A 26,043-nucleotide genomic window follows, 5' to 3' on the forward strand; every position below is an offset into this window, starting at 1 on the left:
ATCCGAGAGAGTCAAGTTTATATTATGGAGGAAATTATGACAGATTCAGATAAAATACAGACATTACCGCTTCCTTTTCTGGAGCGTATGAAAGAAATGCTGGGAGATGATTATGATGCTTTCCTGAAAAGCTACAAAAATCCCCGCACCTACGGTCTACGTGTAAACACCGCCAAGCTCTCCTGCCAGGATTTTCAGGCGCTTTCCCCTTTCCCTATCCGGCCGATCCCGTGGATCAATACCGGATACTTCTACGAGGAGGAAAGCCGCCCTGCACGATGTCCTTACTACCAGGCGGGCCTTTATTATCTCCAGGAACCAAGTGCCATGACACCGGCTTCCAGGCTTCCTATCGAACCTGGAGATTTTGTCCTGGACCTCTGCGCAGCTCCCGGAGGAAAAGCCACTGCCCTGGGTGCAGCCTTAAATGACACCGGATTTCTCCTTGCCAACGATATCAGTACTTCCAGAGCCAGAGCCCTTCTTAGGAATCTGGAGCTTTTTGGCATGAAAAATATGCTCGTCACCGACGAAAAGCCCGCCAAACTTGCCCAGCGTTTTCCTGCTTTCTTCAATAAGATCCTTCTGGACGCTCCATGCTCCGGGGAAGGCATGTTCCGAAAAGAGGAAGCCCTTGCCCGCGACTGGACACCGGAAAAATCTGCTGAGCTTTCTGATATCCAGAAAGACCTGGTCTTAAAAGCTGCCGATATGCTCCGTCCGGGCGGAATGCTGCTTTATTCCACCTGCACTTTTTCCCCATGTGAAGACGAAGAAGTGGTAGCCTATCTTCTCAGACAACGTCCGGATATGGAACTTATGGAAATGCCAGGATATGAAGGCTTCTCCAGCGGCCGCCCGGAATATGCCGGCACAGCAGACACTTCCGATTCCGAAATCGCGTTAAGCTTAAATGCATTTAATCCGGAAGAACTTCAAAAATGCGTCCGAATCTTTCCACACAAAATGGATGGCGAAGGTCATTTTCTCGCCCTGTTCCGCAAAAAAGGTGACTCTCTTCCACCTGTTTTCCGCTTTTCCGCAAAAGGACCGGACAAAAATACCCGGAAATGGCTGGAGGAATTTTTCTCTGAGATCAGCCTGAAAACCATTGGCGGTCAGGAATTTGACTGGAACCGTGTGGAAGTCCGCAAAGATAAAGTATACTATCAGCTGCCCTTCCCGCTGGATCTCCGCGGAATCTCCTTTCTTCGAAACGGCCTCTACCTGGGTGATCTGAAGAAAAACCGTTTTGAGCCGTCTCAGCCTCTGGCGCTGGCGCTTCACAAAGGAGATGTGGAAGCAGTTATCTCCCTGCCGGTTTCCGACGAGCGGCTTACCCGTTATCTGAAAGGCGAAACTCTTATGATCGAGCCGGAAGAGGCCGCTCACAAAAAAGGCTGGCACCTTCTCTGTGTGGACGGTTATCCTCTCGGCTTCGGAAAGCTTATAAACGGGATCCTGAAAAACAAATATCCTGCTGGCTGGAGAGTGTAATCTCTCCGCCGCAGGATATCTGCCCACATAAACATATCATTTCATTTTCAGATCAGAGACTGAACGCTTCTCCAAGAGTAAACGAATAAATATACCGTTCCTTCACCTTCCGGCCTGTCATCCGTTCCAGCGCCTGGGCGTAATCCTCCAGCTGTACATGATAACGATCGATCAGCTTCTGTTCTTCTCCACGTCTCACAAAGTCCGTTTTATAATCCACCAGAACGATTTCTTCATCCTCTATAAAATACGCATCAATGATTCCCTGTACCAGAACATTTTCCTCACACTGCCACTGCGGATCAAGCTCCGAAGCTTTTCTTGCGATCACAAAAGGCTGCTCCCGGAACAGAAGTCTCTTCTCTGAAGCTGCTTTCATCCGCTGTCCGAGAGGTGCTTCCACAAAATTCCAGATATCCTTTACCCGGACCGACTCAGCCTCTTTTCTTTCCATCTTCCTGGCGTCAACCCATTCTCTCAGCTGTCTGCGGATCTCATCCCTGTTTGCTGTCTTCTGATAGTCCAGGCATTCCATTACACGATGATAAGCCGTTCCACGAAGTGCCCCTGTATACCCTTCCTCTTTCTTCTCCTCGATAAATCGGGGAACCAGCGGCTGGATTTCTTCTTCCGTCTCATAATCCACCGTTTCTTCCAGATCCTGCTCACTGTGGTAGCTTCGCTTTTTCAGTTCTGATACACTCACCTTCACAGGAAGATCTTCCAGATATTGATAGGGATATACAAAGGAAAAACGTCTCTGGATCTCCTCCCGGATCTCACTGTCAAAAACTCTGCCCGGATTCCAGTTCTCCAGTGTTTCCTTCTTCATTTCCCGCTCTGCCTGTTCCATAACCTCACTTTCTGTCAGTTCCCGTGCTGTGACCCGTGTAACTTTGAATTCTGCCGGATCTTTGTACAGAGGATTTGCGGTATTCATAAAGATGCCATATTCATGAAATAATGGTGCCATGCAGCGATGTCTTGCCAGTGCCGGAAGCACATAATCCCAGTAAGTCTTCCCGCCAAGCCTCCTGCCCAGAGAAAGCAATGGTTCCTCACTGTCCCTTAATGCGGACAATTCCCCCAATTCCGGATGCAGGGCTCCAATGGTTCCACTGAGGATCAGTTTTTCCTTTGCACGTGTAAGCGCTACATAAAGTGCCCTCAGCTCCTCTCCGAGGCTTTCCATCAGGAGCGCTCTCCGTATGATCTGCCTGCAAAGGGATGGAGCGATGATCCTCTTCTCCGGAAGGATCGCATCCGCACCGATCCCCAGCTCCGGATGGATCAGGATACTTGCGTTCATATCCCGGAAATTAAAGCGTTTTCCCATTCCTGCTGCAAACACTACCGGAAACTCCAGTCCCTTGCTCTTATGGATCGTCATGATCTGTACTGCACTTTCCCCGGTTCCGGAAAGATTTACCTCCCCGTAATCCACCTGATACTGCTGAAGCTTCTGGATATATCTTACAAAATTAAAAAGGCCTCGATAGCTTGTCTTCTCATATTCCATTGCCTTTTCCACAAGCATGTTCAGGTTTGCATTCCTCTGTTCACCATTTGGCATTGCCTTTGCATGGTCTCCATATCCGGTACGTGCAAGTACCTCCAGGATCAGCTGATGGACCGGCGTGTAAGCCGCCTTATCACGAAGTGTATTCATGGTGTCCATAAAACAGGACAGCTTCTCTCCGAGGATTTTTTTGTTTTCCTCAGAGCTCCCATGCTTTCTGTAGTCCTCCACAAACCTGCACACACATTCATAGATCATTCCTTCCGGATATGCGATCCGAAGCTCAGCCAGCTCTTCTGTGGTACATCCAACAATCGGTGAACGCAGTACGCCGGTCATGGGAATATCCTGCAGCGGATTATCCAGGATCCGGAGATAATTCAGTAGTGTCACAACCTCTGTTGCAGAAAAATATCCGGTTCTGGAGGCCGTATATACCGGTATCCCTCTTGCACTCAAAACCTCCCCGAAGGTTTCAGCCCAGCCTGAAGCAGATCGGAGCAGGATCACGATATCTCCATATTGAAGAGGTCGATACTCTCCCGTTTCCTTATCCAGCACCCGTTCATGCCCTACCATAGATCGGATCCTTCCTGCAATGGCAAGGGCCTCCAGCTCTCTCTCATTCTCCGTTACTTCTTCATCCTCCTCTTCCAGCAGCGGACTGTATTTATCCACAAGAAGGATCTCTGTTTTTACAAATTCCGGATCCTGGCCTTCCGGAAAAGAAGCTCCGGGATACAGAGCTGCCGCCTCGTCGTAAGCAATTCCTCCCAGATCTTCCCCCATGATCTGCCGGAAAATAAAGTTGACACTTTCAAGGACTTCCGGTCTGCTTCGGAAATTTTTGTGCAGGTCGATTCGCTGTTCCGGACTGTCTTCCAGTGAATAGCTCTTATATTTTTCCATGAACAGTTCCGGACGGGCCAGACGAAAACGGTAGATGCTCTGCTTTACATCTCCTACCATAAAGATATTTTTGCGTTCATTGACCCAGCCGGAAACTGTCTGCATCAGGATCTCCTGGACCAGATTACTGTCCTGATACTCATCCAGCAGGACCTCATCATATTTTTCAGAAAGTTCTCTTGCCGCCTGGCTGGGCACATAGGTTTCTCCTTCCTTTTTCAGAAGGATGTCCAGGGCAAAATGTTCCATATCTGAAAAATCCAGAACATTTTTTTCACGCTTCTTTGCCTGGAAACGTTCTGCAAAATCCTTTGTCAGCTTTACCAGCATCTCCAGCGGTGGTGCAGATGCTTCTGTCAGTTCCGTCAGCTCAGCCAGATTTCCGTAAAAATATCGGATTCCCAGTTCCTTCAGATTATCTTTTGCATCTTCGCGAAGAGCTTTTACCAGATTTTTCAGCTGCTCCGATACTCCCTCCATTTTTTTTGAGGAAAGTCTTGCAAACTTCAGATTCCGGAGATTCTGCGCTATCTCATCATAATCCCTTTTAACGGACAGTTGTTTTAACTGCCGGATCAGTATCATATCCTTTTCCAGAGCCTCCAGATAAAGCTCCGGTCCATCCTGGAGCTGACAGGTCTTCATTGCGGTTTCTGTAAGCTCTTCCGCTTCTTTCAGTGCGCAGTCTGCAGCCTCCCAAAGATATCGGAACCATCGCGTTCCCTCAAGACCTTTTTCCGAATCCAGATGATAATTCTCCACACAGCTGTCCAGCCATTTTTCGGGCCATGGATTACTCATCGCAGCATTATAAAGCTCCAGCACATGTTCCTTCAGTCCTTCATCCGTTTTTCCTGGCGCATAGCATTCCACAAATGCAGTAAAATCTGCCTTTCTTTCTGCATAATGATCTTCAAAAAGCTCCTTCAGCACATCTTCCTGCAAAAGCTTCAGTTCACCCTCATCTGCAGTCCGGTAACCCGGATCCAGTCCGATCAGATGAAAATAATTTCGGATCACATAGGCGCAAAAGCCGTCAATGGTAGTGATCTGTGCCGTATGGATCAACGTCATCTGTCTCTGCAGATGCTCATTATCCGGATCTTCAGCCAGTGCCTGATCCAGTCCACGTTCGATACGTTCCCGCATCTCTCCCGCTGCCGCCCTTGTAAATGTCATGATCAGAAGACGGTCAATGTCCACCGGTTTCAAAGGATCCATGATCTTACTTAAGATCCTCTGCACCAGCACTGCAGTTTTACCGGAACCGGCTGCTGCGCTGACCAGAATATTCCGGTCCCGGAGCGTGATGACCTTTTTCTGCTCTTCAGTCCATTTCACTGCCATTCTCTTCCTCTCCCTTCATGATCTTTTTCCACAGTGCATCTTCTTCTATGGACGACAGCCTGTGAAACTCATATCCCGGTATCTTCCTGTCGAAGCCGCACACAGTAAGATACGGACAATATGTGCAGGCATTCTTTTTTCCAAGTTCATAGGGTTCCACTGCCGCATTTCCATCCAGGATCGATTCCCTGATGTCACAGATCTTTCTCCGCACATACGCTCCCAGAGCATCAAACTGCTTCCTTGAGGCAACAGAAGATCTTTTGCTGAAGCTTCCGTCCCGGTTCAGGGATACCGGTATGGAGGCCATAGTGCTGTCGATTTTGGTACTCATATTATCATCTGCCTGTACAAGCCCGTTCATTTTCATTTTCTTCAGCATCTGCTCATTGATGCTTTCCATATCCGCATGGATCTTCTCCTGTATCATAGGATCCTTCACATTATAATAAAACACACCGGCCGGAACGATCTCGCGATCCGGATACTTCCGTTTTTCCACCTGTAATGCTCCATCCAGATAGACCATCAGCTGAAGCTGAAGGCCATGATACAACGCCAGCAGATCAAACGAAGTATTTCCGGTTTTATAATCGATCACCTTCACATAGACCCGGTTGTTCTCCGGTTCTTCCATGATATCCACACGGTCGATCCTTCCGCCCTGAAACCTCACCTCAAATCCTTCCGGCCGGAATGCTCCATGCTTCAGCTGTTCCTGCAAAGCCCACACGGTACGCCGCAAAATACGTCTGGTCCGTTCGATCATATATTCATTTCTCGCACTGCTTTTAAGGATCGTATTTCCGTAATCTGCGGAAACCTGATCCAGACAGCCGTCTATGATACGGTTTCGCTCTTCCTCCGTAAGCTCTGCCCAGTCCAGTCCCTCTTTTCGGACTTCCGCCGCAAATTTTTCCAGTGCCATATGCATGACATTTCCCATATCCATAGCCCGGAACTCATACTCTGCACGTTCTGTAACCTTCAGGCCATACTGCAGAAAATGTGCAAATGCACAGGCCGCAAAACGCTCCAGCCGGGTAGCACTGTACGGGGAAATTTCTCCATAGAGGATCTTTGCCACTGTTTTTCCGATCTTATCTGACGGTCGTTCTGAAAAAGATGCCTCTGTAAGATTTTTTACAAGGATCCGGTATTCCGGGCTCTGAAGATACCAGCTGTACAGTTCCTGGAAGACCGCATTATCCTGGTAAGCTTCTCCTGCAAGCCCTCTCAGGAAATAATCCAGGCTGATTCCCGGAAGCTCCAGTAATTCCATAGGTTCCTGCATATCTCCGCACTGCCGGATCTCCATTTCCGGAAACATCTCCCGGATATTACTGACAAGAAAGGCCGGACTCAGGGCTTTTCCCTGGCTGTCGGACTGACAGAAGGACAGACAGAGCAGTTCTCTTGGCTTGGTCATGTTCAGATACAGATAAAATCGCTGCATGTTCATCAGTTCCTTTGGCCCCGGTGCAAGCTGGATCCCCTGATCTTTAAAAAATTCTCTGTCAATCTCCGTAAGCATTCCTCCACCGGATGTATTCTTCGGAATATTCCCTTCATTTACTCCCACAAAAAACAGTGCACGGATATCCTTTAGCCTGGTTCTCTCCATATCTCCCACAAGTACCTGGTCCATACTTGGCGGAATCAGCGCCACCTTGGCCTGGTTCAGTCCTGTTTCCAGAAGCTGACGGAAATCCTGGCGGTTCACGGTTTCCTCGCCAAGGATCTCCACCATATTATCCAGAAGTTCCATAACAATTCCGTAGATCTGGGCATATTCCTTTTCCATGGCCTTGTCGCCCTGTTCCTTGAATTTCAGTTCCTGATGCTTCAGTTTCTGCTGCACCTGGCTCCGCACTGCAAACTCGTAGAGAAAAGTACAGTATTCCCGCACCGTCTTTTTCCCACCTTTAAAGCTTAGTGCAAGCTCTCTGGTCTCATCTGCGAACCGCTGCCGGATCTCATTAAGCCTCTGAATGCTTTCCGGCGGCATTCCCCGGTAAATACGCACCCACACTTCATCCCATTTCTTAAATCCACGGATACCAAGAGCCAGCACATAATTCTCCAGAAGGTCTGCTTCCTCCCTGGTCACACAGGACATTCCGCAGCGGAGATACCGGAATACACTCTCATAGGAAAAATCCTGTACTGCCATCTCAAGTGCTGCCCGGAAATATTCTACAAACGGATTCATCAGGACCGTATGCTTCTCATCAATGAAATATGGGATCCCTGCTGCTGTAAATACCTGCTTTGCAAGATTGCCATACTCCTCCAGGTTACCTGTGATCACGGCGATCTCACCGTAACGGCAGCCCTTTTCCCTTACAAGTCTGGCGATCCGGCGGGCAGCTTCTTCCATTTCCTTCTGCGGGTTCACTGCCGAAAACATGCAGATCTCATCCTGCGCTTTTTTATATATATTTTTTCGGTAACGGAAGATATTTTTTTCAAGGAAATGAAGGGCAGGTGCCTGGGAAAAGCGGGATTTTCCCACATCCTTCAAAAGAACCGGTGTCTCGATCTCCCTGGTCAGCTCCGAAAGCCCGTGGATCATCTGACGGCTCATATAAAAAAGCTGATAAGGTTTTCCTCTCATGCTCAGATTCTCATCCGCATCCATGGTCACCGTTACCATCACCTTCTCACAGACAGCAAGAAGTTCTCCCACAACACGCATCTGAATAGGCGTAAAACCGGTGTAACCATCCAGAAGGAGTACACTGTTTTTCATTTTTTTAGAAAACGGAAGAGCTTTTTCCAGCGCATCCATTACTTCTTCTCCTGTCATATAATGATTCTTCAGATATCCGGTAAATGCCTGGTAAAGAACAGCTACGTCTTTCAGCTTCATCTGAAGTAACGCTCTGTCACCGGAATCCTCGATCATCTCCTGGATCTCACTGTCCCGGATATCGTACTGCATAAACTCCGACAGGATAGACTTCACTTCATCCAGATATCCCGCTTTACGCATCTGACCTCCCAGATAGGAAAGCTCCTTTCCATGCTGCTGTACCATCTTCTGCAGCACCATACTCTTACCGGTTTCTTCCAGAAGGATGCGGCTGTCTCCTCCAACTTCCTCCAGAACACGGTATGCAAGACGCTCAAAGCTCAGGATATCAATATTCAGGATTCCCCTGCCCGGACTCATCTCCACCAGTGTCTTCTGGGTCTGCATGGTAAACTGCTCCGGCACGATCACATAAAAAAGCTTCTCAGGATGCAGCCCTGCCTGTTCTATGATATTCTGATAAGCATAACAGGATTTTCCGCTTCCGGAACTTCCTATGATAAACTGTAATGACATCTTCATCCTCCCGATCACTTGCAGATTTTCAGTCATTCCGGCGCCATCCTGCGCCTGAAGTATTCCTATCATACCACAAATTCTACTCCTATAGAACGGTCGTTCTTTATATTCTGAAATATCAGCCTGCTCTTTTCCTTATTTTTCCAGGCACAGTATCGAATGACCTGCGCACAGCTGTGGAATAAATCCTCCCTCCCGATAATAAACTATATAAAAAGCTTTGGGAGGCGTGCGCCATGAGTTCCAAAACCAGGATCATCGTCCTACATATGAAAGAGATCATTTACACAGCTGTCTTTCTGGCTCTCGCTGTTGTTCTGGCTGTCGTTCTTTTCTTCATGTTCGGTCCCGGAAAAAATGCCAGTCATACAGCCAGCGAAAAATCCCGCTACAAGCCGGGCGTCTATACCTCTTCCATCACCCTGAACGAGAATACCTTCGATGTGGAAGTTACTGTAAATGCTGACAGGATCAAGGCCATCCGTCTGGTGAATTTAAATGAAGCCACAAAAGCTTCCTATCCTCTTATGGAACCGGTTCTGGATTCTTTGGCAAGTCAGATCTATTCCAGTCAGTCCCTGGAAGACATTCAGTATGCAGGAGACCGAAAATATACCTCCCAGGTACTCCTTTCAGCTATCACGGATGCAGTAAAAAAAGCGGAGAACACTTAAGCTCTCCGCTTTGCGATCTACGTTCAGATTTCAATCTTCTCCAGCACATCCTGCCAGATCCTTGCACTTGCATCACTTGGCATTCTGAGATCTCCTCTTGGAGAAAGTGCCACACTACCTACCTTCGGGCCATCCGGCAGACAGGAACGCTTGAACTGCTGGGCAAAAAATCTCCGATAGAAGGTTTTCAGCCATTTCAGAATCGTCTCTTTATCATAAATCCCCTCAAAGGTCAGGCAGGCAAGCCTGTAGATCTTATCCGGTGTAAATCCTGCACGCAGCATGTAATACAGATAAAAATCATGAAGCTCATAAGGTCCTACCAGATCCTCCGTCTTCTGGGCGATCTTGCCATCCTTAGGAGGAAGAAGCTCCGGGCTTACCGGAGTATCCAGGATATCCAGAAGAACCTCCTTCAGTTCCTCATCTCCGCAGGTATCCGCATAATAACGTACCAGATGACGTACCAGTGTCTTCGGGACAGAAGCATTTACACCATACATGGACATGTGATCGCCATTATAGGTTGCCCAGCCAAGAGCCAGCTCGGAAAGGTCTCCGGTTCCCACAAGAACGCCGCCTTCCTTGTTTGCCGTATCCATCAGGATCTGAGTACGCTCACGTGCCTGACTATTCTCATACGTCACATCGTGGATCTCCGGATCATGTCCGATATCCCGGAAATGGATATTTACCGCCTCTTTAATATTTACCTCGGTAAGCCTTGCACCAAGGCAGCGGCTTAACTTGCAGGCATTCTGATAGGTTCTGTCTGTGGTTCCAAAGCATGGCATGGTCACACAGTGGATCTGTTCTCTCGGCATTCCCATCCGGTCAAAGGCACGTGCCATTACAAGAAGCGCCAGGGTAGAATCCAGTCCTCCGGAAAGTCCTACTACCGCACTCCTGCTGTGGATATGCTCCATACGTTTCTTAAGTCCCATAGCCTGGATGTTCAGGATCTCCTCGCAGCGCTCATCACGCTCTTCCTTCACAGACGGAACGAAGGGATACTGTGGATATTTTCTGGTAAGTCTTGTTTCCTCCTCTGCTACGGAAAAATCAACTCTTGTATGACTGCAGGTAGAAACTGCCGGATACGTGGACATTCTTCTTCTCTCATCAGCCAGTCTCTGCACATCGATCTCACTGTAAATGATGCCGTTCTCAAAGCGTCTGCTTTCCGCAAGCATGGAACCGTTCTCTGCGATCATATTCTGTCCGCCAAACACGAGATCCTGGGTAGACTCCCCTTCCCCTGCACTGGCATAAATATATCCGCAGATCAGTCGTGCTGACTGCCCGCTTATCAGAGTTCTCCGGTAGGAATCCTTACCTACCATCTCATCACTGGCAGAAAGATTAACGATGATATGCGCACCGTTGACGGCATGACGGATACTTGGCGGCGCAGGGACCCAGAGATCCTCACAAAGCTCTGCTGCAACGGTGAATTCCGGAAATTCCTTACATTCAAAGATCAGCTCTGTTCCAAAAGGAATTTCATCCCAGAACTCATCCTCCTCATTTTTCTCGCACTTCAGGAAGTCCACAAATTCCACATCTTCTTCCTCTGCACCTGCAAACTGTCTCTGCTCATAAAACTCATTATAATTCGGAATATGCGTCTTCGGCACAAATCCCACGATACGGCCATGATTCAAAGCTGCTGCCACATTATAGAGCTTGCCTCTGTGACGCAGCGGGAGTCCCACAAAGATCAAGGCGTCCGTCTCCCTTGTCTCCTCTGCAATATGCAGAAGCTCATCCCACGCACTGTCCAGAAGACATCTCTGGAGAAAAAGATCGTGACAGGTATATCCTGTGATACAAAATTCCGGAAATACCATCAGCTTGACATGTTCCTTTTCCATTTCATGAATGGCCTTCAGGATTTCCTCTCCGTTTGCCTTGCAGTCTGCAACGGTAACTCTCGGCGTTGCCGCTGCCACCTTGATAAAACCATGCTTCATTTTTTCTTCCTCCCGAGTTTTATCGCTTGCACTCTCTTATGATCCTCTTAAGATCTTCCACGGTAAAATTATAATTCTTATTGCAGAAATGGCAGTTCATCTCAATGTCCTTGCCTTCCTGGATCATCTCGTTAAGTTCTTTTCTTCCGATGCTGATCAGCGCTTTTTCCACACGCTCTCTGCAGCAGTTGCAATGAAACTGTGTGGGCAGTGTATCATTGATCTCTATGTCAAAGCCTTCCAGTACTTTTTCAAGAAGACTTTCCGGTGTGTGTCCCTGCTCCAGAAGATTGGTAACAGAATCGATCTTTGATACGTTTTCCTCAAGCTTTGCGATCACCTCTTCCTCTGCAAAAGGCATCAGCTGTACAATAAAGCCTCCCGCCTGACGGACTGTATTATCCTTATTCATCAGCACACCCAGTCCTACCGCAGACGGAACCTGCTCGCTGGTTGCAAAATAATAAGTGAGATCTTCTGCGATCTCGCTGGTCTGAAGAGCAACCTGTCCCACATATGGCTCTTTCAGTCCCATATCCTTGATCACATCCATAAAGCCTACGCCGACAGCTCCCGCAACATCCAGCTTGCCTTTGCTGTTTGCCGGGATACATACATCCGGATTCCCCACATAGCCCTTTACATTTCCGTGAGAATCTGCAGTTACTGTGATTCCCTGCAGTGGTCCTCCTGCATGGATCCGAAGTGTAAGGAGATCCTTTTCTCCTTTCATCATAGCTCCCATCATGGCACCGCCAGTAAGGAGACGTCCCAGTGCCGCTGTTGCCACCGGACTGGTGTTATGATTCTTTCTCGCTGTCTCCACCATATCGGTTGTAACAGCCGCAAATGCACGGATCTGGCTGTTTGCCGCTGTTGCTCTTACAATATAATCACTCATATAAAAAATTTCCTCCTTTATTTCTCGTCTGACGGAATTTCCTTTCCATGTTCTCTGGCCACAAAAGTCAGTCTTCCGCTGTCCGGCTTCGGTGCATCCTTGGTGTATGCGTCATAAACCGCCAGCGGGATCAGGCCTGCCTTTTCAAGAAGTTCCCTTACTTTCTCCGGATCATAGGCCTTCTGGTAATGAATTTCCTCGTCTCTCTCATAAAGACCATCTTCTCTCGGAAGAAACAGAGTCAGATCATACACATTGATCCCGGTCTCCTCATCAAATTCATTTTCCCAGATAAAGCTTCCCTCTTCCCGATTCTCTGCAATAGTCGTATTTCCAAGCATTTCCCGGTATTTATACGGGGTGTTCATATCAAATATGAAAATTCCATCCGGATCAAGATAATTGTTCACCAGTTTAAACACAGTAAGCAGATCATCCTCCTCTGTGATGTAATTCATACAGTCACAGACGCTGACGACAGCACGTACTGTTCCATAAAGTTCAAACTCCCGCATATCCTGTTCCAGATAAAGGATCTCATGACCGGATTCTGCACGTTTTTCCATGGCTTCGCCAAGCATTTCCTCAGAGTTATCCACACCGATCATATCATAACCGGACTCAGCCAGAAGCTCTGTCATCACTCCGGTCCCACAGCCAAGTTCCAGCACGATCCCGTCTTCAATTCCGTATTCTTTAAGACTTCCTATAAGATATTCCGCCCATTTTTCATATTCCACATTGTCCATGAAAATGTCGTAGACGTAAGCGAAGGACCCGTAAGCACTGGTATTATAAGCATTTTTCATTGTTTGGATTCTCCTTTTACTACGTTTTTACTACAGTTTGTTTCTTTCTGTTTCTGGAACGGCCAGCCATAAGAAGCATGGCTTAAGCCACCGTATGGCTGCTGTAAGAAGCTGGCGCCGGCCATACTCCCGGCGACAAACGGGTTACCCTTCTGTCGTTCCAGTTCGTGCATATGTTTAAGGCTTTCTTCATCTGTGTAAAAGTAGTCGCCTACATAGCTGCTGTCACTCATATATAAAACCTTCTTTCTATACGTCGTCTAAGTTTACGATCGCTATACGCTTCGCGTCCGACCAGGCGGCGTTATCCTTTTTCAGAATATCCAGGACACGGTTAAGCTGTTCGCTCCCTGGGTGGAACGCCTTTACAGCGTCGTCATAATAAAACCTGTTTATTTCTTTTTCGTCAAGTACCAGGTTTATAACCGAAACGTCCAGCGCGTCAGCTATTTTATATAGCATATCTACGCTGGGCTGTCTACTTCCTTTCTCTATATGGGACAAAGCGCCGACGGAACACCCTACCTTCGCGGCCAGGTCCTTCCCCTTCATTTCACGAAGATCGCGGTAAAATTGTATGTTCTTGCCTATCACTGTTTCCACCCCTTTCGTTTGTCTTATAGACAATTATAATAAGCGTCGGCGTTTTTGTCCACTATTTAATTTTACAAGCGGCAGACTTAAGCTTTCGCCCTTCCTGGAAAGGAATAACGGTATCTTCCTTCTTTACGCTGTTGGCGTCTTCTTCGTCTTCTACTTCTGGGTTCCTTACCTTTTCCAGACGTTCCCCAAGCTTTACAGCTGCACTATTTCTCATTTTAGCGGTAACGTGTCCATATCTGGAAGCTGTAAAGCCAGCGTCGTAGTGTCCCAGCTGTTCCTGTACTGTATTCATAGCTTCGCCGTCTTCCAGCATGACCGTAGCCACCGTATGGCGTAGATCATGAAAACGTTTGTGGTCGATACCCATAGATCGAAGGTTTTCACTCCACATTTTGGTAAAGTTCCGGGGATAAATATAGGTCCCTTTCCTGGTACAAAATACCAGATTGTCCGGGTTGTACTCTATCCCTCTTTCTGTGGCTTTCCTTTTTTCTGTATTCTGTATCAGCCGCCAGAAAATTAGAAGCAGAACCATTTCTTCGGTAATCATAAGGGAACGCCTGGACAGATCAGTTTTAAGTTCGTCCCTAAACGGGGTACCGTTGTCGTCTACCATCTGATACACAAGCCGTAAATATCCGTCCCCCAGTGTAATATTATGATCTTCCAGAAGTGTTTTTAAGGCTTTCGTGTCCCACTTAGGAAGCTTCTTTATATCGCCCCAGGGAAAGTACCGGTCTACTGTTGTCCAGGGTATCCCTATATCTACGTGCTGCCAGTCAAGGCCAAGTATTTCGCCCCGTCTGCAAGCTGTAGTAAGTGTCAGCATATACGCCGGATAATAACGGTACTTCGTTCCTTTAATACCCAGTGTTTCCATTTCTTCGTCTGTCAGTATATTATTTGTCTTCGGTTTACTTTTTGGCCGCCTTGTCTTTTTTCCGGGGTTTCTATTTATACGTCCCTTGTCTACAGCGTATTCTAAAGCAGATATAATAAGTCGTCGCTGTTGGATAAGAGAAGACGCCGCTACCGGTCCGTGGGACGGTGCCGCTTCTCCCGTGTCGTCGTTAATTTCAAGTTTAAGGTTTCCATGTTCCTGTTGGTCGTTCAGATATTTTTGTATTACGTCGTCTGTAATGTCCTTAAGCTTATATCGCCCGATACCTGGTATAATATGCTTTTCTATAGACGCCTTGTAATTTACGTAGGTTCGTTCTTTAATACCGGGTTTTATAACAATCTCTAACCAGTTCATTACCCACGTACTAAAAAGGACATTATCGCCCCCAGGGATAACACCAGCGTCAAGCTTGTTCTGCGCTTCTCTAAGCTTATCCGCTACTTCTTTCCTGGTCTTTCCGTATAAAAACTTTCGATCTGGCTTACCATCTTGTTTAACGCCGACAGTAAGAACCGCCGCCCAGGTTCCGTCTTTACGCTGATATACACTACCTTCCCCATTTCCGCGTCTGTGCTTCTTTGTGTTTCCTGGCATTAAAACCACCCTTCTTTCACTCTGTTCTTTGCCATATCGTAGGCGTCCTTTGAACGTTTAGCAGCTACGATATATGTAAGTGGGTTTCCATTTGCAAGGCGGATTCTGATATATACGCGGTACTTATCAGACTTCACATTAAACAGCGCCTTAGATATGCTGTAGGACGCGTCAAAGGCTACAGTACAGCCGTCTTCCTGTATAGTTCCCTGGGATTTTTCCGCGAAGTCTACAGCCTGTTCCCTTGTGGAACATCTTTTATAAAATGTCTTATTATTCTGCATAGGCTACCTTCCTTTCGTTGTCTTAAAGTATATTTTTGTCTACAAGACAAGTATATGATATGTTTTGCAATTTGTCAATAAGACAACTTTATACTTTCTGACAACAAAAAAAGAAGGCGGCTACCGAAGTAACCGCCTATCTATCTTACTGTTTCTTTAAATATGTCTTACTGCTAAAGCCTGTGTACTGTACACCATTAAGCGTAACCTGGATATACAGCCATTTTGTGCCATTATAGCTTGTGTAGTATCCGTAGTTCTGTACTTTTGTACCTTCTGGGATAAGAACCATAGCGCGCTTATTCTTACCGGCACCGTGACGCATATACAAGCCAGTCGTCGTAACGTAGGAACCAGCAAGGGCCTTGTTGAAGCTTGCAGCCCCAGAACCCGCTACTACTTTTGTTACACCCGTATTCTGTGGTTTAGAAGGTGTAGGAACATTCTTGTTAAGAAGTTCGTTTACCTTGTTCTGTACGTCAGTGAAATTGTAGCCGCTGGCTTCCAGCTTCGTTTTACGTTCCGGCATATTTCCCCATACGCCTAAGATCACTTCACGGGCTACCGTAGTAAGGTCTTTTCCAGCTGCCGGGGTAACCGGTGTAACTGTGTTGTCTGTATACTTCGGACTGATAAAGCCACGGATATAGCGACCGTTAATTAACATGGTACGCTTTTTAACGGCGTTGCCGTAGTTACCTTCTGTCACGACGAAGTAACCCGCTTTTTCATAAACCTCTGTTACAGTACCTACATGATCTGGAACACCTGTACAGTCAGTGGTAGCGAAGTTTGTACCATCTTTCCAGTAGTAAAGAACCCCTTCGCCTACTTTCGGTACGTGTGCGTCGTTTTCAATCCAGATACCTTTTTTCTTAGCTGCTTCGATCAGATAGTAGCAAGAAATTTCGATAGGCATAATCGGGGTGTAACCCAGCTTAATAGCCGCTGCGGACCATGTACAAGCACACCACGCCCAGCTATAGTCCATTTTGGTACCGCGTGGGAAAGCACCCTTATAACTGTTGTAAATATCAATGATTGTTTTATAGCTGCCGTCTGCTTCGTTCTTTCCTACCCAGGAATTAACAAGATCAGCTACAGCCTGTCTGGAATATCCCATAGTATTAACCCCTTCCTTGTTACAGTATTTCGTGATAAAGCCGTACACGACTTTCTGACGTGTTACGTAGTCGCCGACCTGGTTATTATTGGACTTGTCCGCAGGGTCGGTGCAAAGTGCCGCGTAGATCGTCTTCGCGGTATACGGCTTCTGTGTCTTTGCCAGGATACGGGTAAGCGCTCCACTTCCGCCCTGGTGGATAATGTTAATACATTCCATCATAGCGTCGTCGCTTAAGCTTCCGTACTTCTTTTCGATCGAAGCGGCATACGTTTTAATCTGTGTTTCCATTAAAGCGTCCTGGCACTTGATACCAACAGCAGAAGTGATGATAGCAATAATACATTTACCCTTCGCGGAAGTCTTCGTTACCCCGTAGGTTCCCCAGCTTTTATTTAAGTCAGCTGTAATACCGGCCGTATCCAGCTTCTTAAATTCTTTTGGGTACTTCTTATGGATATTAAGCAGAAGTGTACGGGCTTCTTCTGCGTACCACTGGCCCGCGCCGATCGTAATAGCCTTTTCGTTCGGTGTATTCGCACCGACACCGACAAAAGCGCCGTAGTTCTGTTTTCCGTAGACCTGGCCGCCAGATTCTACAGCGTAAAGAATTTTTCGTAATACTGTAATGTTTTCTTTTTTCATGTTAAAAGTTCCTTTCTTCCAAAAGAAAAAGACGCCCCGCGCGGCGTCAGATCAGTAATTATTTTTTCGGTTCTGTGTAAGTAAGTGCCTGTTTGCTATCCCCTACACCGTCGGTAGTTGGGTCTACCACGATACCAAGGATAGAAAGAACCATAAACAGGGCTTCCACGACGGAAAGCAATTTATTACCCAGGTCGCCCAGGTCAATGGCGTAACCGAAGACCGAAGCGATAACCTGGATAAGAAGAAGTACCGCCGGGATAAGTGCTAACCAGAACGCCTTGTTTTTTACTCTGACCTTCCAGTTAATTTTACTCTTGTCGTTCTGCTTATTCTCCACAGCTGTAAGCTGCTGTACTTTTTTATTCGCCATGATGTTCATTCCTTTCTATTTTCTCATGCTCAATATGTTCTATAAGGTCCGCCCTACCGATACCGGCGCTATCCATACGTTTATGCGCGGAACGTATCGAAGCGTCCAAAAGGGCTACTTTTTTATCAAGTTCCCGGACCTCTTTTTTGGTCGTGTTAATGTCTTCTTTAATTGATTTTACGTCGTACCCTATCTGGTCCAGCTTAAGACTGATCTTCGTATCAGCTGCCACCTTCTGGGTGGCTTCCTTAATCTGTTGGTCTACATCTTTCTGGCTCTGCGATTTTTTACCCGTAAGTGTGTTATATACCGTACAGGCAATCGTAACAAGGGCAATAAGTAAAGCAAAAGACATTGTTGTATCTCCGGTCATGCTGCTACCCCACTTTCATTTATTATAGTTTCTACGTCTTCTAACAGCTGCATTTTAAAGCGGTAACAGTCGTTATGTTTCATCATACCCATATAAGACTGTAACGTGCTGTTATATCTTTCGTAAGTAAGGTTCCCTGCTACGTACTGTTTTGCAGCTGCCTTAAGTCGGCGTTTAATACGTAAAGAAGTAGACTTTCTTACAGTCCTGTGTGTAGACCAGATATGTAAGCCTACGAACTGGATACCCATAGATACCGGACGTATGCAAGTCTTTTTATTCAAAGTAAGCTGTAGTTCTTCGTCCAGGAACTTACTTATACGTTCTTTGATTTCGTGTAATTCTTCCTTACTCTGCGAAAGTATAATTACGTCGTCCATATAACGTATATAAAATTTTGTTCCCAGCACCTTTTTACAGAACTGGTCTAACTCATTCAAATAGACATTTGCTAAAAGCTGGCTTGTCAGATTACCGATAGGCATACCACGATCAGTAAGGCGTTCGGCGTCTTCTACATTGTCACATATAGACAAACCGAAAGCATTTGTACCGTCACCTTTTACGATAACGTTTAACAGTTCCAGCATATCCGGGTCTTTAATTTTTCTTTCCAGAATTTCCATAAGCTTATCATGGTAAATTCTGTAGAAGTATTTCGCTATGTCCAGCTTAAGGTAATACCACTTACCGCCTAAAACTTCCGTCTGCTTTATCATATCTTGCAGACGATCAGCGGCGGCCTTTTGACCTTTACCGCGCCGACAAGCGTAACTGTCTTCTATGAAAGTTTTATCAAAGATAGGGTAAAGCAAAGAATACACCCACCACTGGGCGACGCGATCACGAAAGGGAAGCGCCATAATAAGCCTTTTCTTTGGCTCATAAACGTAAAATTCCCGGTACGCGCCTACAGTATAGGTGTGGTTCTTTAAGTCGTCTAACAGGGCTAACAGATTTCCTTCAAGGTTATCAGTAAATTGTAAAACGTCACCACGGTACCGCTTACCCTTTGCGGCTTTCCGATAGGCGTTATACAGACAGGTATAGTTACAGTTCGGAAGATATATGTTGCCTACGCGTTTTGCCATTGTAACTACCTTCCGTTTTTCTTTTTCAGCGTGTCGCACCGTTCGCCGAAGCTACTAGAGTACGTCCGTTCCTAACCTTTATTTTCTGCTTTACAGCAAGGATACATAACCCTTTACCTGGTCGCGTGTTACAGCCCTTAAGCTGTAGACTAGAGGATTTCCAGGTTAAGCGGGGCGAAAGCCAATGTTGTCATTGGAATTAGAACGCGGGTTGTTGCCATTCAGATAGAAAACGCCAGCGTTAGACGTGTTGTTCCAATTCCCACCGCGGAAGAAGCCACATTTAATGTCATGTACCCTAAGTATTTATTTGCTTACCGACTGTATCCAGCCGCCGACCATACGGCCGATTTCGTCTACCATGGCCGCCCAGTTTCCGTACTTATCTACAGATAAATACTTAAGTTCTGGGTTCACTGATAGACGAAGATAAGACCGTAGTTTGTCTACTTCTATGTCCAGTTCGGTAAGCGTGGTTTTCTTGTAGTGCTTATGATTAGTTTCTATGACGATTCCCAGAATACGGTACATACAAAGCCTTATTTCCGAAGCAAGGGCGTATCGTTCATGTTTCGGAAACTGTTTTAAGCAAATATTCCCGTAAACTATCATATCTTCTACTTTCGTTTTAATATAAAGTTCTCTGGTATCCGCCATAGTCTTTTCACTCCTTTAGTTGGCGGTGTCCGCTGTCGCGGCCACTACAGATTTACAAAAGAATGTAAGCGGGGCGAAAGCCAAGGCCGTCATTGGAAGCAGAACGCGGGTAGTGGCCACTCAGACAGAAAACGCCAGCGCCAGACGTGTCGTACCAATACCCACCGCGGAAGAAGCATTTTTCCCCGTCATTCCTTGCGTAAAATCTATCCCCGCCATGATCGCTGTTATCCGAAGGGAAGACGGCTAACGCCTTCAAAATATCCGGTATTGTGATACCGGATTCTACAGCTAAATCTTTGAACGGCGTAGACGGCCACTGGTCGCCGCTTGTCGTCGTTTTTACTGTAGTGCTGATCTTCGGAACACCGCTTACACTGTCGATCTTAAGCGTACCAGCTGTACCAGGTGCCACCAGGGTACCGTCTGGTAAAATAGCTTTCCACTCCGCGCTTCCAGCTGTAAGGTCTGCTGTGTTCTTTGCTGCATTGTTTCCGGTCAAAATCTGGATTTCTCCATTATTTGTACGAAGTCCGATAGCCCATTCCCAGCCGTCGCCGTTCAGACCGTAGATACCGTTCGGGGTTCCGTCATGTGTCCAGCTGTTCGGACCACTACCAGTAAGCCCCAGGTTAATACGTCCGTCGCTTCCTACAGTTCCAGGTCTGCACTTTTCATGCGGGTAACCGTGATCGCTGCCGTAGTTATTATTTCCGCGTGGGTAGTAACCATTTGCCTTGCACCAAAGGGCAATAGCGGCATATTCCGCGTTTGTCATACAATGCCAGCCCGGACCTTTTGCACGACAATAAGCGATAGCCTGGTCCATGTTGGTATAAACTTTCGGCACCTGCCCAGGAAGGCTACACGCCCTTCCGTCATGTACCATAGCCATAAAGGTACCTACGAAGATTTCCGGTTTTTCTGCGTCGTCTACCATGAACGCCGGAAGTGCTTTTGTGCTGTCAGATAAACCGACGTCCTTATAGGACAGCTTCGGGATAATATTCATAATAGACGGGTACCCTTTGTCGTCGTATAATACTGTCTGCTTTCCACCGCTGGCAGCTTCTACAGCCTGTCTGTATGTGTCCTTAATTGAAAATGTAAAAGCCATTTATTTTACCTCGCTTTCTTTCTGTGCCTGGGTCATATCTGGGATACCCCACAGGCATAAAGTAACGTCCCTCATGTTTACGTCTAAAGCTACTTCTTCCAGAATGTCGTAGCCTTCGTCGTCTGTTTCGCCTGTCGGCTGATAATCGTATTCCCTTGCCGGGATTTTTACGGACGCTACATACCAGTTACCTACGCCCTTTTCCAGTGCTGTAAAGCCGGAATTAAGGCTTACGTCTACGGTTACAGCTACGTCCTGTAATTCTTCGTTAAGGTCGATTTCGATAGGCTCTACGCCCGGTACGGTAAGCTGTAAAATGGTTCCTTTTGTTTTCCACTTCGCCTTAGTACCACTGTTTACGTGCTGTATTCTCATTGTTATTACCCCCTTACTGAATATTTGTGTTAATGATCGTCCAGGTAAAGCTTACAGACTTCGCACTACCTAAGTTTCTTACTTTAAAGCCGTTACTTGCTTTATCGTAAACTTCAAGGTTTACCTTTCCAATGTCGTCGGCAGCTGTCACACACAAAGTAACGTCATAGTGTGGCGTATTTGTTTGTATATGTTCTGTACCGGCCGGAATAGGTACCAGGACGAACGGATAAGTAGTAGAAAAATATCCCCCAGGCGTTCCGGTAATAGTGGCTTCACCCTGTAAGAAACGTTTTTCAAAATCTACTTGTCTGTTTTTGTGTGCAAGTCCAGCCTGTCTAAGCGCTTCGGCAGCAATAGCACCGATAACGTTATGTGAAAAGCTGATACCGTCAGTCATACGGTTAAGCCTGGACTGTGAAAGTGGTGTACCCTTCTGGATAACTTCTACGTTGTCTGGAACCAGCTTATAGTGTCCGCTGTTTCCGGGTACTTCTTGTAATGTATAAGTCTGTTCACCGTTAATAATACGGTCTAACCACTCTACCGGGTTCCAAGTCTGTACCTCTCTTTTTACTTCTTCACTCATAAGGCCACCTCTCTTAATTCAAGTTGGAATACTACCAGAAGATTTTTTTCTTCTGGTTTTGGTACGACGTCCTGGCGCTGGATAAGTAAGTTTCCGTCTTTGTCGTACAGCTTCGTGTTTGTTACGGTACCAGATAAAGTATCATCTAAATAAATGTTTACTTTAAACGTAGCGCCTTCCACTGTTACACTCTTGATCGGAAGCGTATAATCCTTGCCACTGATCGTACACACTGCCCTTGTAATCGTTTCTGCGACTGCTTTATTAAATACAGCAAGTCCTTTCTGTTCAATCATAGGCGTTTATCCCCCGTTTCCATTTCCCCAGCTTGTACATATCTGGTACTTGTTACGGTGTCGCTTTCTTCCACGGATAGCACAGCGCTGTAAATACGCCCTTCCGTAGTTACCGACGGTATCGTACCGGTTTCTGTAACTTCGCTGGATTGTTTATAAGTTTCTATGGTATAAGTGCCGTCTACTGCTTCCGCTATCACGGTACGATATACACGCCCTTCCGTAGACACGAAAGGTAGCGGGCCGCTGGCAATCGTCCCGGTTTGGTCATAGTCACGAAGAACGGTATCTACCTTTCCAGAAACACCAAGACTGGCACTATATAAGCGCCCTTCTGTGGCAGTAAAAGGAAGTGTACCGCATATAGCAGACGCGCCAGCTTCCGGCACGTTGTACCCGTAAACATGGTACTGTGTAAGCATTTCCAGACCGCCTGTTATGATGTACTCAAATTTGTACTCTGTTCCCAGGTGGGCGTGTATAATGTTATCCACAGCTTTTTTAAATTCTTCCAGGAATGTAGGTACGCCGCGCTGGAACACGATAGTAACCAGACATTCCGCCGAGTCTAGGTAGACCCTTATTTTTTCGCCGTATGCTTCCGCGATTCTGTGTATCATAGGCGCCCCAAAATTTTCATAATTCTGTAAACGCGCTAATACCTTTGGCCGGCGCGTATCATAATCGCCGTTTGGAAGCATAGGCAAGCCTACGGACTGTTCCCAAAAAATAAGCCCCCAGGTCGCCGTAAGTGGCGACAGCTGTAGGGCTAAGTCGTCTTGTTTTTCATTTACCAGGTCGTACCCCCTGGCTTTTGCGTTTATGATATAAAAAAATAATTGGCTTTCCTGGTAGTAACTGGCGGAAGATTCTACCATACCTTCGGTACGATCACTTATTACAATATCCTGTTTTTTAGGTATCATGTAAGGCTTACCTTCTTTACGGTAGGTATTTCGTATGGCTCTATCTTTATATCCGCGGTTCCGCCATTTACTGTAAGGTCGTCGTAGTTTTCGACGCCAGACAGCGTACCTAAGATAGCAGCTATCTTTTTATAAGCGATAGGGCTTAACTCTTTCGTGTCGTCGTTCCGGTTAAAAACCCGCGACTTCACGTATTCCGTAACAAGTTCCGTAAACTGCTGTAGGACTTCCGCCCGGTCTACGTTCTTTTCATATTCCACATGGGCGGAAATGTTAATGTCGTAAGGCGTTCCCGTTATCACGGTTACTACAGCACCACCAGGCGCCTTACCGTATCCGTACCCCTCATATGCTTTAGGGTCCAGGTATTCCTTAATGTCATTTACTATAGACGTATCCAGCGGTCCGTAAGTATCGTCTACGACGACTACGCGAACCGTACCGCGTCCGTCGTGTCCGTTGTCTTTGTTCCAGCACATATCTACAAGAACTTTTCCGATCTTAACACCATAGTCTTTATAGAAACCATCCACTACCCAGCGTTCGTAGTCGTGAACGTTTCCGCCTGTATCCGGGTTTTCGGCCTTATCTAATATTCTTGTCCAGGCAGCGTCTAGGCTTTCCCGTTCAGCAGCCATAACCACGGTACCTGTATCAGTGATCGAAGTTACACCAGCTATAGGCGGTTGTAAGATAAACTCACTTCCAGTAGCAAGGTTACCTTCGCTTCCAGTCAGTGTACAAGTGATACGAACGTCTACAGCTTTATCACTTAGAAAGATTGTTTCACGATCTGCGGTAAACTCTATCGGGTTCCCTTCTTCGTCTGTAACGACGGAAGTAAAGGTGTAACCCTGTGGGATTCTTACGCCGGGGTCTGCTACAATAGACAGCACCCTTTTATTTGCTGTGGCTTCAATTCTGGTAAGTCCCCTTATTTCCATGTGTTCGTCCATGCGTTCGTCTTCGCAATACTGCGGGAAAGCGTTCTGTAAAATTCTGTCCTGTGCTATCTCCAGCTGCATTACCTGGGCGACATCCGGCATAATCATATCATATGGAAAGTCGCCGACTTCCTTACGCCAGGTATCCGGTATCTGGGATAAGAGAAATTCTTTAATATCCGTTGCGGACTGTAAAAACACTGGTACAAATTCCGGTCTTTCCGTCATACTTCCACCCCCTCTACTAAAATTGAATTTCTGAAAATGTCCGTAAATTCAATGTCTACAATAAAACAAGGGGTTCCGTTTTTATCTTCCCCTTCTTCTACGGAAACACTGTCTACACTTGTTATCCACGGGTCGTAGGCTATAGCTTCTTCTGCGGCTCTCTTTACTTCCGAAAGCCTTACGTCTTTCGGATAATCGCCACAAATACCGTAAGCTTTTACGTCGCTTCCGTATATATGGTTTTCTTCTTCATTTTCAAAATCACCATATACAGGAAATACACCGCGTTCGGTTTCTTCTGCTTTTACGGCGATCATACCTACGGCTTCTGACCCGGTTACGGTTTTTACGGTACCGTCAAGACCCGTTACAAATTCCCCGGTATCAAAATCAAATACCGGTACCCTTAAGTCAATGTCCGCCATAATAACCACACTCCGTATATACTCTGTAATCAATAGGTACCATGGCGTATTTTACGTTATCCGGCGTACCGTAAGGAATGACCGCTACGCGATCACCACTTTTAGCGCTCTTAGGCGCCATAATCTTACCGCCGCCATAGGTCACGGCTACACCGTCCACCTTACAGCTGTTAGAACCCGTCATAGTGCCAGTTCGTCCGCTGCCTGTGATTTTCGCTACAATACCCCAACGCTGGTGTTCTGACCCTACCAGTGGGTACGCTAAGAACTGATCGCCTTTACAGATCGGATAAACAGAAACCGGTATATCAAACATACCGGCGTCTATGTTAAGTTCTGTTCCTATCAGTTTAAATTTTACCGGGTTCGGCTCTGCGGAAGTCGCTTGTAAAAGGTGTAACCCTTCCAGTACGCTATCTTTCTGACCGTTGCCCCTTAATGTACTTAATGCGTCTACAGACCCTAACATACTACCCCTTCTTTCTTTAGGCACCTTCTCAGACGTTACTTTTATAAAATCTTTATGCGAATAACCGCTTACTTCTTTTTACTGTTATCGTACTGTATTTCCGGTATATCTTCCGTAGCTGTAAGGTCAAAATCCAGTTGTATAGCGTCGTCAGCTAAAAATGTATGCGATACATTTCTTACCCAGTAACCGCCTACTATGCCTGTATTTTTTTCTTCTACGTAGATAGGGTCGCCCACAAAGAACTGACCCATAGCGCCGTCTGAATTTAAGCCCGACATATTCATAGTCGAAGTAATCTTAGATAAAGACTTAAGCTTTTGTTTTGCCAACTTAGATAAATTTTTATCCTTGTCACTGATTTCTTCATAATACTGTGTATTACCGTATAAGGCTTTATTTTTTGCATTAACCTTCGTGGCTGTTTTTCCAGTTTCTCGGTTAATCAGCTTTACCGTGTTATACATTTCTTCTATGCTACGTTCTTTACTGGCAGATATAAGGTTACCGCCTGTTTTAAACGCCCATATCATTTCTGGTACGGTACGGCGCTTTAACAAAATCCCATCATGTACCGGGTCGTACCTAAACCAGAATTTGTCGCCGCCACCGTTCCACGTTCTGGCTAAGACGTCTACCATAATTTTATCCGGGGCGCCTTTCTTATACAGAACGTAGGATATAACAACGTTCGTATTTTCCAGCTTATATACCTTTAACCCTATCTTTTTCGCCATGCTCTTTGTAATCTGGGTAGCTGTCTGATTCTTAAAGTAATAATCGTCTTCGTGCTTCCCAAACAAAAAAAGCGGGTCGTATACGGTTATACTGTTGGTGCCGTCGTGTTCCTCTTTCTGTTTTTTTATCTCACCGATAAACCAGCGTTTCCCTTTATAGAAAAGTTCTACTTTATGGGCTAAGAGGTCCAAGCGGTTCCCATATAAAGACAGCTTAAAAGTCAAGGTACGGCAGCAAGCGTTAAGCTGATCTTTAATAACTGGGTTATCAGCAAGGACACCCGTAAAGTCGTTTCCATCTATTTTAAGCTGTAGTTTTCCCATTGA

25 protein-coding genes are annotated in these 26,043 nt (G+C 46.3%); 2 read left to right on the forward strand and 23 right to left on the reverse strand.

The window, feature by feature from the left end:
• The first annotated feature begins 36 nt into the window (after positions 1–36).
• Positions 37–1,497 (forward strand): RsmF rRNA methyltransferase first C-terminal domain-containing protein, encoded by a 1,461-nt coding sequence (locus tag DWW77_RS06785; protein WP_173740764.1) that lies wholly within the window; start codon positions 37–39, stop codon positions 1,495–1,497.
• 52 nt (positions 1,498–1,549) lie between these two features.
• On the opposite strand, the gene addA is transcribed toward DWW77_RS06785, so the two are convergent.
• Together addA and addB are read right to left on the reverse strand one after the other, a co-directional pair.
• The gene (addA, locus tag DWW77_RS06790; RefSeq protein ID WP_118608335.1) at positions 1,550–5,272 is read right to left on the reverse strand and encodes a helicase-exonuclease AddAB subunit AddA; all 3,723 of its coding nucleotides are present in this window, start codon (positions 5,270–5,272) and stop codon (positions 1,550–1,552) included.
• Positions 5,253–8,675, reverse strand: coding sequence for a helicase-exonuclease AddAB subunit AddB (gene addB, locus DWW77_RS06795; RefSeq protein ID WP_353616922.1), 3,423 nt, complete (start codon positions 8,673–8,675; stop codon positions 5,253–5,255). Before addB ends, addA begins: the two co-directional genes overlap by 20 nt.
• 167 nt (positions 8,676–8,842) lie before the next feature.
• Between addB and DWW77_RS06800 the strand changes: the two genes are divergently transcribed.
• Positions 8,843–9,280 (forward strand): hypothetical protein, encoded by a 438-nt coding sequence (locus DWW77_RS06800; protein ID WP_022426589.1) that lies wholly within the window; start codon positions 8,843–8,845, stop codon positions 9,278–9,280.
• A gap of 23 nt (positions 9,281–9,303) precedes the next feature.
• Here the strand turns inward: DWW77_RS06800 and DWW77_RS06805 are convergent, their stop codons facing one another.
• From DWW77_RS06805 to DWW77_RS06905, 21 genes are all read right to left on the reverse strand, one after another.
• Complete coding sequence (locus DWW77_RS06805; protein WP_092068377.1) at positions 9,304–11,253, reverse strand: NAD(+) synthase; 1,950 nt, start codon at positions 11,251–11,253, stop codon at positions 9,304–9,306.
• Between the two features lie 19 nt (positions 11,254–11,272).
• Entirely contained in the window at positions 11,273–12,154 is an 882-nt protein-coding gene (gene hslO, locus DWW77_RS06810; protein WP_015527218.1) for an Hsp33 family molecular chaperone HslO, read from the reverse strand.
• Positions 12,155–12,171: 17 nt separating this feature from the next.
• Positions 12,172–12,963 (reverse strand): class I SAM-dependent DNA methyltransferase, encoded by a 792-nt coding sequence (locus tag DWW77_RS06815; RefSeq protein ID WP_118608336.1) that lies wholly within the window; start codon positions 12,961–12,963, stop codon positions 12,172–12,174.
• A complete protein-coding gene (locus DWW77_RS06820) occupies positions 12,960–13,196 on the reverse strand; it encodes a hypothetical protein (protein WP_118608337.1) in 237 nt (78 codons plus the stop codon). Before DWW77_RS06820 ends, DWW77_RS06815 begins: the two co-directional genes overlap by 4 nt.
• 16 nt (positions 13,197–13,212) lie before the next feature.
• On the reverse strand, positions 13,213–13,557 hold the full coding sequence (locus tag DWW77_RS06825; RefSeq protein WP_118173824.1) for a helix-turn-helix domain-containing protein: 345 nt from the start codon (positions 13,555–13,557) through the stop codon (positions 13,213–13,215).
• A 61-nt stretch (positions 13,558–13,618) separates the two neighbouring features.
• Complete coding sequence (locus DWW77_RS06830) at positions 13,619–15,064, reverse strand: tyrosine-type recombinase/integrase (RefSeq protein WP_118608338.1); 1,446 nt, start codon at positions 15,062–15,064, stop codon at positions 13,619–13,621.
• The gene (locus DWW77_RS06835) at positions 15,064–15,348 is read right to left on the reverse strand and encodes a hypothetical protein (protein WP_118173826.1); all 285 of its coding nucleotides are present in this window, start codon (positions 15,346–15,348) and stop codon (positions 15,064–15,066) included. Before DWW77_RS06835 ends, DWW77_RS06830 begins: the two co-directional genes overlap by 1 nt.
• Before the next feature lie 145 nt (positions 15,349–15,493).
• Complete coding sequence (locus tag DWW77_RS17990) at positions 15,494–17,116, reverse strand: hypothetical protein (protein ID WP_182431198.1); 1,623 nt, start codon at positions 17,114–17,116, stop codon at positions 15,494–15,496.
• Between the two features lie 58 nt (positions 17,117–17,174).
• Positions 17,175–17,489, reverse strand: a complete 315-nt coding sequence (locus DWW77_RS06845) for a phage holin (protein ID WP_118608339.1) — start codon at positions 17,487–17,489, stop codon at positions 17,175–17,177.
• Positions 17,479–17,844 (reverse strand): hypothetical protein, encoded by a 366-nt coding sequence (locus DWW77_RS06850; RefSeq protein ID WP_118173830.1) that lies wholly within the window; start codon positions 17,842–17,844, stop codon positions 17,479–17,481. Before DWW77_RS06850 ends, DWW77_RS06845 begins: the two co-directional genes overlap by 11 nt.
• 14 nt (positions 17,845–17,858) lie before the next feature.
• The gene (locus tag DWW77_RS06855; RefSeq protein ID WP_118608340.1) at positions 17,859–18,953 is read right to left on the reverse strand and encodes a reverse transcriptase/maturase family protein; all 1,095 of its coding nucleotides are present in this window, start codon (positions 18,951–18,953) and stop codon (positions 17,859–17,861) included.
• Positions 18,954–19,259: 306 nt separating this feature from the next.
• Positions 19,260–19,610: a diversity-generating retroelement protein Avd gene (gene avd, locus DWW77_RS06860; protein ID WP_118173832.1), complete on the reverse strand. Its 351-nt coding sequence runs from the start codon at positions 19,608–19,610 to the stop codon at positions 19,260–19,262.
• 52 nt (positions 19,611–19,662) lie between these two features.
• A complete protein-coding gene (locus DWW77_RS06865) occupies positions 19,663–20,727 on the reverse strand; it encodes a hypothetical protein (RefSeq protein WP_118608341.1) in 1,065 nt (354 codons plus the stop codon).
• Complete coding sequence (locus DWW77_RS06870; RefSeq protein WP_118608342.1) at positions 20,728–21,102, reverse strand: AAA family ATPase; 375 nt, start codon at positions 21,100–21,102, stop codon at positions 20,728–20,730.
• A 13-nt stretch (positions 21,103–21,115) separates the two neighbouring features.
• Positions 21,116–21,691, reverse strand: coding sequence for a hypothetical protein (locus DWW77_RS06875; RefSeq protein WP_118608343.1), 576 nt, complete (start codon positions 21,689–21,691; stop codon positions 21,116–21,118).
• Positions 21,688–21,987, reverse strand: coding sequence for a hypothetical protein (locus DWW77_RS06880; RefSeq protein ID WP_118173836.1), 300 nt, complete (start codon positions 21,985–21,987; stop codon positions 21,688–21,690). The genes DWW77_RS06875 and DWW77_RS06880 overlap by 4 nt, the downstream gene beginning before the upstream one ends.
• Positions 21,984–22,913, reverse strand: coding sequence for a putative phage tail protein (locus tag DWW77_RS06885; protein WP_118608344.1), 930 nt, complete (start codon positions 22,911–22,913; stop codon positions 21,984–21,986). The genes DWW77_RS06880 and DWW77_RS06885 overlap by 4 nt, the downstream gene beginning before the upstream one ends.
• Positions 22,910–24,085, reverse strand: coding sequence for a baseplate J/gp47 family protein (locus tag DWW77_RS06890; RefSeq protein WP_118608345.1), 1,176 nt, complete (start codon positions 24,083–24,085; stop codon positions 22,910–22,912). Before DWW77_RS06890 ends, DWW77_RS06885 begins: the two co-directional genes overlap by 4 nt.
• Positions 24,082–24,510: a DUF2634 domain-containing protein gene (locus tag DWW77_RS06895; RefSeq protein WP_118608346.1), complete on the reverse strand. Its 429-nt coding sequence runs from the start codon at positions 24,508–24,510 to the stop codon at positions 24,082–24,084. The genes DWW77_RS06890 and DWW77_RS06895 overlap by 4 nt, the downstream gene beginning before the upstream one ends.
• Entirely contained in the window at positions 24,497–24,694 is a 198-nt protein-coding gene (locus DWW77_RS17855) for a hypothetical protein (protein ID WP_147419584.1), read from the reverse strand. The genes DWW77_RS06895 and DWW77_RS17855 overlap by 14 nt, the downstream gene beginning before the upstream one ends.
• A 353-nt stretch (positions 24,695–25,047) precedes the next feature.
• Positions 25,048–26,040: an XkdQ/YqbQ family protein gene (locus DWW77_RS06905; protein ID WP_118173841.1), complete on the reverse strand. Its 993-nt coding sequence runs from the start codon at positions 26,038–26,040 to the stop codon at positions 25,048–25,050.
• Positions 26,041–26,043: the final 3 nt, after the last annotated feature.

It is taken from the genome of Ruminococcus sp. AF17-12 (assembly GCF_003479245.1).
Taxonomy (GTDB): Bacteria; Bacillota; Clostridia; order Lachnospirales; family Lachnospiraceae; genus Blautia_A; species Blautia_A fusiformis.